The sequence below is a fragment of the Methanobrevibacter sp. genome (assembly GCF_045539575.1).
Taxonomy (GTDB): domain Archaea; phylum Methanobacteriota; class Methanobacteria; order Methanobacteriales; family Methanobacteriaceae; genus Methanocatella.
The window spans coordinates 13255-28242 of the sequence record NZ_JAZQFM010000057.1; the positions used below are offsets into that span (position 1 = coordinate 13255).

Consider the following 14988-nt stretch of genomic DNA (forward strand, 5'->3'; position numbering starts at 1 on the left):
TCAGTATTACAAAAAAAATTTTTAAAAGTTTCCCCCATATTTTGAAACTTGTTAAAAAAATTAAATCGAGTAAGTACCAACAGCCAAAAAGTATTACTTTTTTTGAATTTATTTAAATACTCAGTATTACTACATTATAATATATGATTCCAGTAATATAAATGTTATTACTTTTTTTGAATTCATTTAAATACTCAGTATTACTTATTCATGATTGAAAAAAATAATACTGCAAAAAATAGTTAAAAAAATAGTAAAATAGAATAGAAAAATTTATTCATCTTCGATTTTCTTGTAATTCATGCACTCTTTAACATCCAGCAACTGGTGTTCATGAATTTTACATACAATCTTGTACTTGTTTCTTAATTCCAAATGTACACAATCGTCACAAATCATATTATCAACTCAAATCAAGGTTTCATTGCAAGATCCATAATGCTGAATGGTTCACCCTCCTTTCTAGGAGCAGGCGCACCCATTCCAAAAGCAGACTTTGCAAATTCCTTATTCATTCTTTTAGAAACTTCTCCAAAAATCATTTTGTAAGCAGTACATTGAGGGTCAACTGCCTTAGGTGTTTGATATGCTACAATCGCATTGTAAGGGCATCCTCCTTCACAATATTTCACATACCTGCATTTCTTACAGTTTTCATCAACATATTCCCTGAATTCCATGAGTTTTGACCATGCATCGGATTCCTTTAAATCATCAAAGCTAGGATTATCAGACACATTGCCTAAAACATATTCAGGCATTCCAACAAATCTGTAACATGGATAGATTGAACCGTCAGAACCAACTGCCAATGTAGTTCCTATACAGTCCGCAAAGGTACATAAGGTTCCTCTTCTTCTAAGAGAGGATTTGCAGATATGATCCAAATCCATTACAGTGAACTTATCCAAATCATAGAGATACTTGTCCAACCAATCGACCAGCAATTTTCCATGCTCTTCCTGGTCAAGTGCCCATGGGTCTGCATTGTCACCGCGCAGTGACGGCAGTGCTGCATGGATCTTTAGATTCATCTGTTCACTTTTAAAGAAATCATACAATTCATCAGAGAAATCTTTTGAATAATCGGTTACTGTTAAAACAAAGTTAATTATTAGTCCTTTACTTTTCGCCAGTCTGAATTTTTCCATGGTCTTGTCAAAGTAACCTTCTCCACGCTGATAATCGTTGATTTCCTTTGGCCCATCAATACTTGTACTTACAACAACATTGTATTTTAGGAATAAATCAATAAGCTCTTCTGATAAAAGCCAAATATTGCTCTGAAGGGAAAATCCTTCAAGATTTGGGAGTTTGGATAGCTTTTCCAAAGCGGCTTCATAAAAGTCATAACCTGCAAGGAGAGGTTCTCCGCCGTGGAAAGTGAAATGAACCTTGTCATCTCTAAAGTCGCCCAACCAGGTAATAATCTGGTCGATGATATCCAGATCCATCATTTCCTTTTTATTTTCAGAACCCCAACAGTATTTACAGTTTGATGGACAGTTTAATGTTGGAATAATCATTACATGAAATGTCATTTTATCCGTAGACTTTGTTTAATTCATTTAATAATTTCTTTTTCTCATCTTCATCCATATCATCGTTTACAAAGAATATGTAACCGCAATTTTCACATTTGACTGCATCCATTTCTGCATGAGCCCTGTGATTGTCTAATAATTTTCTTTTTGCCACTTTATCCTTTGAACCACATTTTGGACAAGGAGCTAATAATTCTTCGAGTTTCATTTTTTCACCTATAATTATTATTTGTTTTTGAAATATATAATTTTATTTTAAATTTTAAAAAGTTTTTCTAGCGATTTAAAAGTTTAACCATTTGTCTGTAAACCGGAAATCCAACATATCTGACAAATACCAATATGTATTTCAATCCAGGGAATTCAAACTCTTTTTTAACTTTTTTAAGCTCTGCAATGATATCCAATTTTTGAGGACATTTCCTTAAGCATTTTCCGCACCCGTTGCACTTGCCGGCATTGCCTTCATTTCCCATGATTCCTCCGACATACTGGTAGTAGTCCATGAAAGACTGATTGAAGAGACCCTTATGTTCAAACAGGTATTTTTCATTGTATATTTTCATGCATTCAGGGATATTAACCCCCTGAGGGCATGGCATACAGTATCCACATGTGGAACAGTTGATTTTCAGTGAATTTCTCAAAACCCTTTTAACAAGCTCAACTGTCTCCAAATCCTCAAAACTCATGGATAATGGAGTGGTATTTTCTGCAATTCTAATGTTTTCATCAATCTGTTCAAATGAATTCATTCCTGACAGTACGCAGGTAACATTTCTATTGTTTAAAACCCACTCAAGTGCCCATTCGGCATTGCTCTTATTCGGATTGGCCTTTCTGAATATCTCTTCGGCGTCATGAGGCATTTTTCCTGCAAGAATTCCTCCTTTCAAAGGCTCCATTACAAATACTCCCATGCCGTTTGAAGCGGCATACTCTATTCCTTCCATGCCTGCCTGGACATTCTCATCAAAATAGTTATACTGAACCATCACGACATCCCAGTCATAACCGTCAATAATGATTTCAAACTCCTCTTTAGGACCATGATATGAAAAGCCGACATGCTTGATTTTACCTTCGCTTTTTGCCTTGTTAAGGAATTTGAGCAAATCCCTTTTGAGCAGACGGTTGATGGTCTTCAAATCAACTGCATGAATCAGATAATAATCGATTGAATCCCTTTGAAGACGTTTTAACTGCTCATCCAATATATTTTCCATATCCTCATATTTTCTTACGTTAATTGACGGCAGTTTGGTGCATAATTTCACCTTATCCTTATACTCCCCCTGAAGAACCTCTCCAAGAAAAGTCTCGCTGTCACCATAAAGATAGGCTGTGTCTATAAAATTAATTCCATTATCAATCGCATGATAAATCTGTTTTTTAGCAAGTTCACGATTAATTTTACCGTTTTTTAAAGGCAGTCTCATAGCTCCAAAACCCAATGGAGATATTTCATCACCGGTTTTTTTGATTAATCGATTTTGCATAATTATCAACTTAAAAAAAAAAATAAAAAAAAGTTATTTAAAAATAACTATTCATTTTCTTTGATGATTTCTCTCATATATTCCATCAAATCATCTTTGGACTCTTCGTCATCCATTGCAAATTCTATTGATGTCTTTAACCATTCGAAACGGTTACCTATATCGTAGGTTTTTCCTTCAAATGTTACACCATAGATTGAATCCAATTTCTGAAGAGCATCAGTCAGCTGAATTTCTCCACCTACACCAGGTTCGGTTTCATCGATTTTATCGAAAATGTCAGGTGTTAAGACATATCTTCCCATGATTGCAAGATTGGATGGTGCCTGATGAGCCAATGGTTTTTCAACGAGCTTTTCAATGTTATAAACGTTATCTTCAACTTCAGTTCCCTTAATGATACCATATCTTTCCACTTTTTCCTTAGGAACTGCTTCAAGTGAAATAGCTGATGCACCGTATTTTTCATAAACGTCAATCAACTGTTTAGTGCATGGAGTTGGACCTTTAGTGATTGAATCACCTAAAAGAACGGCAAATGGCTCTCCGCCTACATGCTTTTTAGCACAATATATAGCGTCTCCAAGACCTTTTTGCTCTTTTTGCCTTACATAACAAATATCAGCCAAATCAGTGATTGCACGAACTTGCCTCAAGCGGTCGTCCTTGCCTGCGCTTTGCAAGGTTTGTTCAAGTTCAAATGATTTGTCAAAGTGATCCTCAATGGATCTTTTGTTCCTACCAGTAACGATTAAAATATCATCAATACCTGAAGCTACAGCCTCTTCGATTACATATTGAATGGTAGGCTTGTCATAAACAGGCAACATTTCTTTTGGTTGTGCCTTAGTAGCAGGTAAAAATCTTGTTCCGAAACCTGCTGCTGGAATTACAGCTTTCATAATTTATCACCATATAATTTTCAGTTAATAATATTTTATTTTAATATATTAAATAAGTTATGAAAAAAATGGATATTAAAAAATGAAATTATAGTTTTTTAGAATATCGAATGAAAATTTACTGAAAAATTAAATGTTCATGTAAATTATAATGATAAAAAAAAGTAAAAAGATATGGTTATTTTTTAACCATAATCTTGTTGGTATTTGTCAAACCGTTATAAGTGGTTTTTATTGTGTATTTTCCAACTTTCAAATTCTTAGGCAATTTAAAAGTTGCAATTCCTTTTTTATTGGATTTGATTTTATATGTCTTGCCTTTGAATTTAATCTTAACAATCTTATTTTTAACAGCTTTACCATTGGAGTTTAAAGTCTTTACAGTGAATTTTCCTGATTTCTTAACTTTTTTACTTACATTTTTAGTAATTAAAGTTGTTTTAATAGTGATTTTGTTTTTGACCATTATCTTACCATAATTTGCAGTAACAGTATATTTTCCAGGTTTATTTGAGATTTTTAAAATCGCATAACCTTTGCTGTCGGTTGTTCTGTAATATGTCTTTTTACCAATAGTAAATTTAACCTTTTTATTGACAGCCAAACTGCCGTCATCCTCATAAACACGTACCTTAAAGTCTTTGGATTGCTTGTAAAACTTTGACATGTCATTTGAAACAATCAAAGGTGTTGGGAGAATTTCAATAACAGGTTTGCCGTTGACAATTTTATGCTGAACGATACCGTTATTTTCAGCTGTTTTGGTAACATTAGCTGAAAATGTTATAACAGTGGAATTGCCTTCTATTTCAAATACGACAAAAAAACATTCAAGAGTTATCAAATCACCTTTCACAGCGAAACTCTTGCTAGGATATGATGTCCATAAAACAGCCCAGTTGCTTAGGTTTTCCAACTTATCGACATATGAGGCGTATTTTTTATCCATCAATATATTATTGTCAGCATTTACATTAGCAGGCAAATAGAAAGGAATTCCTCCCTCTTCTGTAAGTAAACAGCAGTAGTTGATAGCTCCATTTTCACCGAACCACATTATGTCCCTTCCGAAAATGTTTCCGGAATTTGTAAATTTGGAATATGTTATTGTACCGTTCTTACCAATCCAGCAGATTGAAGCTCCGCCCCATGCATCATTGTTGTAGAATTCGCTTTCCAAGACTTTACCGGAGTCTCCTCTCCAGCAGATTGCTCCGCCATAGTTTGGATATCCTACACTGTTGGTTTTGAAAATGCATTTGACGACTGTTCCGTTTGTACCGTTCCATACAATAGCTCCGCCTTCATTGATTTTTGCACCCATTGGTCTGACTCTTACAGTATGCCAGACGGTTCCGTTTTCATCGACATAAGTTTCTTCCTTCTCGAAAGGATCATATTCAAGTCCTCTTCCCGTGTTACCTGTGAAGTTGCAGTTTTCAATGTATCCGTTTGCTCCGTTCCAGTAGATTGCACCCCCACCAGCATTGTTTGAGAAGTATAATCCATATGCATTACCGTTGATGAAGTTTATGTTTTTGATAACCACATTGTCAGCGCTTATATTGAACATTCTTGATGTGTGATTTCCATTCAATGTATGGCCGTTACCGTCAATTGTGATAGTTTTATTGATTAGAATTCCCTTAGCCGGTCCACCGGTGTAGGTATAATCCTTATCTAAAACCAGAATTCCACCTTCAGGAGTGTTGGCTATTCTTTCACATAACTCGTCAAAGGGATTGCCATACCTGAATGTAACATTAACGTAAGTTGCGTTATGCAAGTCTTCAATGGACTGAGGATAATCAAAAGTGGAATTGATGATAGCAGCATTTGCATTTAAAAACAAATCCTTTTGATGATTATTTTCAAAATCGCAACCTATTATAGTTGAATTGTCTCCATCCACATGTATTGCACCGCTGTATTCTGAAACAGAATTGCTTTTGAAGCGGGAGTTTGAAATTGTGGCATTGCCATTCCAGTTAACACATATTGCACCCCCACTCAATAGTGCAGCATTGTTTGAGAAATTGCAGTTATTGACAATGAGATTATATCCATTCAAGTAAAGGGCTCCGCCTTCACTGTTTACAACCTGAATGTGAATTTGATGAGGGTCAAAGCTTTCTCCGCTGGTTAAGCTGACTGCAGGACCATATGAAACATTGTTATTTATGAAATTGCAACTTTCCATGCATCCGTCATTTCCGTTCCATAAAACCGCACCGCCACCTGATGAAGCGGAATTGTTTTCGAAATTACAGTTTGACAGTGTACCGTTGTTACCCCACCAGGAGATGACTCCTCCAGCAAGGCCGGTTGTTCTTGAATTGATGAAATTTAAATTTTTTATGCAAACGTTATCGGCATTTATCAAAAATACCCTGTTTACATCAGGAGCATCGATTGTATGATGATTTCCATCAATTGTTATTGGTTTTGAGATTATTATTTGATTTGAGGAATTAGTGCTTTTATAATCATGCTCTAGATTAAGTGTTTCACCAACATCAGTTAAGTTGATTTCAAAAGCCAGATCTTGAAGATCCGCTGTAGCATTACTGTCTGCATCATTTGCGCTTACACAAGTCAGTGATACGGCAATTAATGCTAAAGATAAAATAAAAAATATTTTTTTTATCAAATAAATTTCCTCCTTCGTAAAATATATTTGATTTTTATATAAATAAAGTTTTCAAAAAATAGTAATTTGGATAGTGCGGGGGACGGGACTTGAACCCGCGAAGGGACTGACCCACTAGGCCCTCAACCTAGCGCCTTTGACCGCTCGACCACCCCCGCATAAAACAAAAGTAGTTATTAAAAAATATATTTTTCAACTTATATAAAGTTATCTATTTTTCACTTAATTTTATAGTAACTTCCATGACTTTTTCATTTTTTAAATCACAAATCAGGTTGCTGTCAAGGTCACGTGCAGCCTTATCCGCCTTTATCATCAATGTCCTCGGACAGGTGAAATCACTTTTTCTAATGACAATGTCAGTCGGATGTGTCAGTTCCAAATCCTCATGGCCATATCCGACAATTTCATCATAACCGTTTTCGGTTTTAAGCTCAACGATAATTTTAGTGTTTGAATCAGCAATCTTGTCCTTGAACTCCTGCGGAAAGTCCAGCATGGTCTTATCCATGTCAACTCCAACAATACAGTCTCCGCTAAGAGTCAGCTCAGGATCTTTTGTTATCTCAAATGTTGACTTATGTTTTGATGTTACATTCTCATGACCCTTGGCCAGAATTTTAAAAATCATACATATACTTTGATTCGAAAATTAATAAAATTTTTCCCTACAAAATACTTGAAGAAACGATTAATATATTACAATGTATTTAGAAAACCAGTGAAATAATCAATGCAACTGTCCAAAAAATAAATGTTTTGAGAAATTATCATCGGTTGCACATTGATAATGTACATGAAAAAATAAAATAAAAGAAGTTTTGTAAAAAACTTCTATTTCTTGATTGTTATTGTGTTTGTTATCTTGGTTTTGCCATAAGATGAAACTATCTTATGCTTGCCCACCTTCAGGGTTGTCTTGATAGTAATGGTAGCCAGTCCCTTCTTATTGGTTTTGGCAGTGTATTTCTTGCCGTCGATTTTGAAGGTAATCTTTTTGCCTTTCTGGACTACACCCTTACTGTTGACCAGTTTTGCCTGAAACTTGGTTGTTTTGGATTTTTTCTTTGAAATGTTTTTGGCGGACAACAGCTTTTTGACTGTAATCTTGTTTGACACTTTGTATTTTGAGTAGGTAACAGTAACTGTGTATTTTTTAGGTTTCAATTTAATTGCAAGTTTTGCATAACCTTTCTTATCAGTCTTTACCTGGTATGTTTTGCCGTTGACTTTAAACTTAACAACCTTGCCCGCTCCGACAGGCTTTTGATATCCTGAATAGATGCGGACTTTATATGTGGTCTTTGATCCGTCATAGTTTGATGAGTCCTTACCTACAATATAATAATAAATTGTAATTTTATTGGACAGTTTCTGACCTGTAGCAGGATTAACGGTTGAAATCACATAAGTTCCCACCTTAAAGTTGACATTTATCTTTGCAATACCGTTAGGCATGGTTTTTAGTTTATAGGAATTTCCTGAAATTTTAAATGTGACTTCAGTGTTTCCTAACGCTTTTCCATTTGAATCGACAAATGCTGCAAAGTATTGGGTTCCGCTTCCGTATAACTTGACGACATCAATTCCTTCAACAGTTGACAATACGTTAATTTTGGCACTTGTTGATGCTGATTTGTATCTTGAAGTTTCCTCAAAAATTATTGAAGCGTTATAAACTCCAGGATTGAGGTCTATGTCAAGTGAAGCCTCACCATTAGCATCAGTGAATAAAGTATACTCTTTTGAATTCAATTTAACTACAATGATTTGGGATGCAAACGGATTGCCGTTGGAATTTTTCAATGAGACCACAAGCTTATCGCTTCCTCCGTAATACATTGTCAGATTATTGCATGTCAAATTAGCTTCAAGCAAATCGTCAATTACCTTGAAGCTGCCGTCAACGCTTGCTGAAGTGAAGTTTTCAGATCCAGCATATTCAACATTGTAAGCATAATTTCCAATAGCCAATTTACCTAAAACCAATGATCCGCTTCCGTCTTTTATTTCAATATTATAAACGTTGTTTCCTATTCTTAAGGATACCTTGTCTGTTATGCCAACTCCATCTTTTGTTTTTAAGCTGACTTTGCAGATTACCCTGTCATTTATTCCTGCATCATTTAATTCGACATTCAAAACAGTTTTTCTTTGGGAAACGTTAAGAATGTAGGTGGTATTTGAAGCAAGGTAATTCTTATCACCTACATATTTGGCAATGACTGTGTATTCTCCAGTGTTTAAAGGAGCGATATACCAGGTTGATGCGGAATTTGAAATAGGTTTGTTTCTAGGTGAGAAATAACCTATCATACTGAAAGATACGCTTCCTGTTGCATTAGGGCTTAAATCAGCATAGATTCTGATGTTTTCGCCTAAGCTAACCTCTTTTACATACAGACGAATAGCTGAACTTGCCTTATATACGCTAAATGAAGTTGAATTTTCAGATTCAACGTAGTACTCGTCACCCAAATATTTTGCAGTGACTGTGTAATTTCCAACATCGATTCCTGTGAAATTCCAGACAGCCTTACCGTTGACAATGCTTATTTCCTTTGTGATGTCTGCAACATTGAATCTTACGATACCTGTTGCATTATCATTAAGGGTTGCTGTAACAATCAAGTCACCTGCATAAGGTGCATCATTCACGCTTAAGGTCAAGTCTGATGCAAACTGTTTTACATAAAAGCTCAATGTTTCATTTGCAGGTAAATAATTTGCATCACCGTCATATTTAACTGTAATTGAGTATCTTCCTTCATCCAATTTATTCAGGTTCAGACTAACTGCATTATCCTTAATGTCAACTTTGTATTCATTTTCGTTGAAAACAAATGTAATTTCGCCTGATGCGTCGCCCAGATTGGAAACGTCTATTATCTCATCAATATATGGGGTTGCAGGATTGACAGTGATTTGCCAGTTCAATTCGGATTTTGCAACATTAAACTCTGCATCATGAGCAATTCCATTATAGATTGCAGTGACTGTGTATTTTCCGGCATTTAAACTGGAAGTGTTATAAACTGCTGTTCCGTTGACAATTTCAACTGAAATGCTTAAATCACCAATATTAAATGTTACATTACCTTTCACACCATTTTCAAAAGTTGCCTTGATCACTTCTGCTTCACCGTAAGAAATGTTATCTGCAGTCAGGTTGAAATCAACCTTTTTAACTGTTAATGTATTGTGTACTGTAGCATTTTTATAGCTTGCAGAGATTGTGTAGCTTCCTTCAGAGAGATTGAGGTTAAATAAAGCGTAACCGTCATCATTTGTTGTGACATTATACTTTTTATCATTGAATTCTATAGTCACTGTTCTTCCAGGCATAGGAATACCGTTGACCTCGATTAACCTTACGGAATAGCTGAAGTCGTTTCCTGCAAAGCCTGTTGAATTTTCACCGATGAATACAAACTCATCCGCTACTCCCAAGGTAGTGTTCCAGGTTGCCTCATCGAAGTATTCGTCTCCTTCATAAAATACAAATATGTAATTTGTTCCCTTATCAAACTTGACTGAAAATTCAGCCTCACCCTCAGTGACATTTATTCTGTATACATTATAGTTAACGTAAACACCTACAACTCCTGTGCAGTTGGTTGAATTTAATTTGACACTTATTGTTCCATTTAAATTCTTGTCATCCTGAATGATATTGACTGACAAGTCAACAGGAATCCTTAAAACATTGAATGAAGTTGATGTAGTTACTGGATTATATCTTAAATCACCATCAAAAATCAATGTGACATTGTATGCGCCAGCTCCCAGATTGGTTAAGGTTACATTTGTAACTGTGTCATCTATGAATATGGTATTGTTAACGCCGTTGATGATTAATGTAGCTTCTCCTCTCAGTGAATCAGGACTTACCTTAACGGTTATTGTTGCATTTTCTCCGACTTTAATGTCGTCTGCAGAAATGTTTATTGAGGATTCATATCTTGTAACGTTTAAGATTCCGCTGACTTTGGCTGAATTGTAGTATGAATTCTCAACAAACTCAAGAGTTATGTTGTATTTTCCTTCTGCAAAATTGTTCAAGGAGATTGTAGTGTCTCCGTTATACAGGTAAACAATTTTCTTTCTCACTCCATCGACGTACAATATTGCCTGACCTTGAACTCCTTTTGGAGAAAGGGTAACAATTGCTTGGCCTTTCTGACCTACCTTAATTTCAGGAATATTCAATGCCAAGTCCACATCAAGCTTATTGATATTCACTGAGGTTTTATTGAATGCCTTGAAATGATTTTCACTGCCTTCATAAATCATGTTTAATGTGTATTTTTGAGGAGTCAAGTCTGAAATCTTGCATGTTCCCTTACCGTTGACCAGATTAACGGTATAGGTTTCCTCACCAATCTTTAAAAGAACAACACCTGTCGGAACAGATCCGTCTGCACTTACGACTTCCACATTGACAGTCAAGTCATCCAAATAGGTAATGTTATCATCCACATCGTATTTTATGTATGTCATTACCTTACCGACGTCAACCTGTGCTTTCAGATTAAATGATCCCAAATATGTTATTACTTCATACAGACCTTTATTTTGAGTATAATTAAATTCAAAGTTAGCTTTTCCGTTTACTAACTGTTTGTTTGAGATTATCTGATTTCCACCCACATCTGTCTTGAATGTGACATTGAATATAGGAATTAAACTGATTTGAGGTAATAAGTTAATGTTGTTTGTCCATGAGACATTGAGCATGACGGAATCTGAAATATTTAATTTTGAATAGTCAGGGGTCACATTGAGAATCAGCCAGGAGTTGATTTCATCCACATTTATTTTTGAATCTGCCTTATAAGGGTTTTCGTTTGTATTCCACCAGTTGTTGTCAATTGAGATAATTTCTCCGCCATTGAAGAAGATATCTGTTGAAATCCCGTCAAAAGGAGCATTGTCCATAAATGCATTGTAGGTCAAGTTCAATAAACCGATGTTATAGATATTCGGTGAACCTTTATATGCAGGGGTTGGAGCTTCATAGTAACCAGTATTGTTTCTGAAAATGCTTCCAACAGCTGTGAGTGTTCCTGAATTATAAACTACACCGTAGATATAATTGAAATTAGACCTTTCAATATAGTTATTTTCAATTATGGAATTGTACAACTTAAAGTCGCCGGTATTGTAAATTGCAGGTCCTTTACATTCATGAAGTGCTGAAGCTTCAGATATGACGGAATTCTTCATGATTACTTCACCGTCATTTGCTATTGTAGCACCGTATCCGAAATCAATGCTGGATGATTTTGAAAATGTGGAATTGCAAATGCTTAGCTTGCCCTTATTGTATACGCTTCCACCATATGAGAACAGTCCTGAAGTGGACAGTGCAGTGTTGTTTTTGAAATATGAGTTGATAACGGTCAGGTCTCCGAAGTTACTGATTGCTCCACCGTAGACATAATTGTCCCTTGAACCATAACTTATGACAGAGTTTAGAAAAGAGCAGTTTTCAACCGTCACTTTTGCATTTTTAATGTCCAAAGCCGCACCATACACATTTTTATTGTAAGATGCTGAGTATGATTCCGGAGCCTTATATGCATTTATAAACTTAATATTTACAAAATTAACTGTAACTCCATCAGATATTTCAAAAAGATAGTTGCTATATAATCCGTTGATTACAGTATTTTTACCACCGACAAAAGTCAAAGACTTTGAAACTGTCAATTTACTGTTCAGATTTCCTGAAAATTCCCCATCAGACAAATAGATTGTACCGTTATCACCTGAAAGTGATATGGCCCGTTTTATTGTTTTGAGCGGGGAATCCGGAGTTCCCTTATGGAAATCCATCCCTTTTGTACTAACATATATTGAATTATCTTCATTAACACCTGTAACATCACTGTCCGTTGAATTGACATACACAGTAACGATATCACTATCTGTTGAGTTATCCTGAGCGCTTACAAAAGATAATGATAAAAGTATCAATGAAATAAACAATATAAATACTAATTTATTTATTTTCAACTTTATTACCTCAATAATTTTTAATTATACTTTAAAAAATATCATTTGTCTATGATATGTTTAGTTATGAAAAAAAGACTATTTAAAATTATCGAGAATACTCAATTAAATAAAAAAAAAGAGAATTAGTTGAAAAACAACTAATTAATCAAGATTTGATTTTTTGCGTCTAACTCCAATAAATAACAGAATCAACACAGGTATGATGAAAAATATTGATGGAATGAACTTTTCTTCATACTTCTCATCAATTTCATAAGCTTTTTTACTCACACTTTCGGATTCACCTGCAGCTGAGGAATCCGGACTCATGGATGATTTTGATTGACTTGCTGCACTTTCAGCACCTTCAGCTGATGGGGTTGCATCACTTTGATTTGATTGTACATTTGCATTTTGTCCGTTGTATGAAGTAGTGTTTACGCTTCCACCTTCAGTATTTGAATTGATGAAATTTATCAAATAATCTTTTAAAGACATTACATTGTCTTTTGTGGAATTTCCAGAACTGCTTCCTTGTTGAGAGTTTCCCCCTTCGCTATCTGAAGATGAATCATCTTTGTTATCATCACCGGTTTGAGTTTGATCATTTGTCCCATAATCCTTTGAATTTCCAGGAATCAATGGGTTGAACGGATATTTTTTATCCTTATTATCACCGGGAAGTTTAGAACCGTCAATCTCGTTTTTGATACCCTTGTCGTTTTTTGGAGTGGAATAATCGTTTCTGTCTCCATTATCCACATTGTTATTGTTTAATGCAAAATAATCAAAGGCTCTCATTATCTGATTATTGTAGAATTCCAAACCTCTGTGCGAATTCACATCCCAATATCTAAATCCTCCGTTACCCGAATTAACTTTGGAATTATATGAAACCAATAAGTTGTTAATGACTTTTGAATTAACGGAAGACAGGAGATTTACTGCATAGTACCCATCACTGAACACAGTGTTGTTTTCAATATCATACTGATGGTCTCCGTTTGTAGACTGACGATAACTGATTCCATAAATGTTATCATCAATTGAAACATCTCCTACACTGTGAACTTCAATAATATTGTTAAGAATTGTTGAACATGTATCTTGAGACTCAATTCCGGCCACTAAAGCCCATTCATGAGTTCCTGCAAGTCCAGTGACATTAATCCTATTTTTTGTAATGGACAATGAGGTCGCACCATAGAAATTCTGTGAATAAATTCCAATGTTCGGACCGTTGGAAAATGAATACAAATCATTTTCTGTAATATTTACCTCGGAAATTGGACCTGTAATCTGGATAGGATATGCTGTTCCAGCAGCGAGTTTTCCTCCAGTGGTTATGATTGAAATATTGTTGTGACATACAGTAATGTTATTCAAATTGTAGATGTCCAGTCCGTAAAGGTAATTGTCAATACCAGGATATGTTAAAAAGTCTGTCATAAAGATGGAATTATTGCATATTAATGAATTATCCGATTTACTGATTAACATACAATCAAGGGACGGATATAAATTCTCAGGCCTTTTATTAACCTCAGAGAAAAGATGATTTCCAATAAAAGATATGTTGTTACAACCTTCTATACCTACTGTCAATACTAAATCTGATGCAAGTTCAGCACCATCTGCCCCAAATATGATATCTTTAAGAGGCAATGCGGAAATAAAAGTGTTGTTTTCAACTAAAGAATCTTTACAATCCAATAATTTCACAGCACAATTATAAACGTTTACATCATCATTATGCCCTTCAAAATTGATGAGCGAATTTTTTATTTTCAAATTCCTCAATGGGTTTTCTGGATCGCTCATTGCATAAATTCCATACGCTTCAACATTTTTAGGGACGATATAATTAATATTTACATTATTTAAATAAACATTGTCTGATAGGATTTCAATAGCTGCACCGTCATTTTCAGGAAATGCACTATCCAACTCCAAATACAAATCTGATAATGTAACATCTCTAGCATCAACTTGGAATACTGTATTTTTTAAATCATATCCAATACCTTTAATTGTAACATTGTTAGCACGAATACTTAATTTACCAAGATTTTCAAAATTCTGATTGAATATCAAAGTCTTATCATTAAATCTTGATGTTAATACACCATTTGTGAAATAATCATCAATATTATCTGAATCGATATAAATCGTATCATTTACAACCAAATCCGGCTGATCCGGAATCTCCTCATCAACAGTCAATATGGAAACATCTTCAACATCCAGTTTTATAGTTGAATTGGTCTCATTTAAGTCAGCTGCTGATACAGAAGACAGTGAAATTATAAAACAGATAACCATTAATAGAGTGAATAATTTCACATCATATCTTATACCTTTCACCTCCTTTGAGATAAATACACCCAAAGCAA

The 14988-nt window shown here is 34.8% G+C and carries 9 protein-coding genes and 1 tRNA gene; all 10 read right to left on the reverse strand.

Going from position 1 to position 14988, the window contains the following annotated elements:
- Nucleotides 1-273: 273 nt before the first annotated feature.
- The 10 genes from ACKI30_RS07470 to ACKI30_RS07515 all read right to left on the reverse strand — a co-directional run bounded on the left by ACKI30_RS07470 (nt 274) and on the right by ACKI30_RS07515 (nt 14959).
- The gene (locus tag ACKI30_RS07470) at nt 274-399 is read right to left on the reverse strand and encodes a hypothetical protein (protein WP_407411267.1); all 126 of its coding nucleotides are present in this window, start codon (nt 397-399) and stop codon (nt 274-276) included.
- Nucleotides 400-413: 14 nt separating this feature from the next.
- Nucleotides 414-1541 carry a TIGR04083 family peptide-modifying radical SAM enzyme gene (locus ACKI30_RS07475; RefSeq protein ID WP_407411269.1) on the reverse strand — a complete coding sequence of 376 codons (1128 nt, stop codon included), beginning with the start codon at nt 1539-1541 and terminating at the stop codon, nt 414-416.
- 1 nt (nt 1542) lies between these two features.
- Entirely contained in the window at nt 1543-1752 is a 210-nt protein-coding gene (locus ACKI30_RS07480; RefSeq protein ID WP_407411271.1) for a TIGR04165 family Cys-rich peptide, read from the reverse strand.
- Between the two features lie 67 nt (nt 1753-1819).
- Nucleotides 1820-3043 carry an aldo/keto reductase gene (locus tag ACKI30_RS07485; RefSeq protein ID WP_407411273.1) on the reverse strand — a complete coding sequence of 408 codons (1224 nt, stop codon included), beginning with the start codon at nt 3041-3043 and terminating at the stop codon, nt 1820-1822.
- A gap of 47 nt (nt 3044-3090) precedes the next feature.
- Nucleotides 3091-3945, reverse strand: a complete 855-nt coding sequence (gene galU / locus ACKI30_RS07490; protein WP_407411275.1) for a UTP--glucose-1-phosphate uridylyltransferase GalU — start codon at nt 3943-3945, stop codon at nt 3091-3093.
- A 178-nt stretch (nt 3946-4123) separates the two neighbouring features.
- Nucleotides 4124-6595, reverse strand: coding sequence for a right-handed parallel beta-helix repeat-containing protein (locus ACKI30_RS07495; protein WP_407411277.1), 2472 nt, complete (start codon nt 6593-6595; stop codon nt 4124-4126).
- A 74-nt stretch (nt 6596-6669) separates the two neighbouring features.
- Nucleotides 6670-6753, reverse strand: a tRNA-Leu gene (locus tag ACKI30_RS07500).
- Nucleotides 6754-6806: 53 nt separating this feature from the next.
- On the reverse strand, nt 6807-7226 hold the full coding sequence (locus ACKI30_RS07505; protein ID WP_407411279.1) for a DUF371 domain-containing protein: 420 nt from the start codon (nt 7224-7226) through the stop codon (nt 6807-6809).
- Nucleotides 7227-7429: 203 nt separating this feature from the next.
- Nucleotides 7430-12613 (reverse strand): Ig-like domain repeat protein, encoded by a 5184-nt coding sequence (locus ACKI30_RS07510; protein ID WP_407411281.1) that lies wholly within the window; start codon nt 12611-12613, stop codon nt 7430-7432.
- A 144-nt stretch (nt 12614-12757) separates the two neighbouring features.
- Entirely contained in the window at nt 12758-14959 is a 2202-nt protein-coding gene (locus ACKI30_RS07515; RefSeq protein WP_407411283.1) for a right-handed parallel beta-helix repeat-containing protein, read from the reverse strand.
- Nucleotides 14960-14988 lie beyond the last annotated feature (29 nt).

Bases quoted from the DNA above. Each gene is read 5' to 3' on its own strand.
- ACKI30_RS07470 (WP_407411267.1), bottom strand. From the start codon at position 399: ATGATTTGTGACGATTGTGTACATTTGGAATTAAGAAACAAGTACAAG.
- ACKI30_RS07475 (WP_407411269.1), bottom strand. From the start codon at position 1,541: ATGACATTTCATGTAATGATTATTCCAACATTAAACTGTCCATCAAAC.
- ACKI30_RS07480 (WP_407411271.1), bottom strand. From the start codon at position 1,752: ATGAAACTCGAAGAATTATTAGCTCCTTGTCCAAAATGTGGTTCAAAG.
- ACKI30_RS07485 (WP_407411273.1), bottom strand. From the start codon at position 3,043: ATGCAAAATCGATTAATCAAAAAAACCGGTGATGAAATATCTCCATTG.
- galU (WP_407411275.1), bottom strand. From the start codon at position 3,945: ATGAAAGCTGTAATTCCAGCAGCAGGTTTCGGAACAAGATTTTTACCT.
- ACKI30_RS07505 (WP_407411279.1), bottom strand. From the start codon at position 7,226: ATGATTTTTAAAATTCTGGCCAAGGGTCATGAGAATGTAACATCAAAA.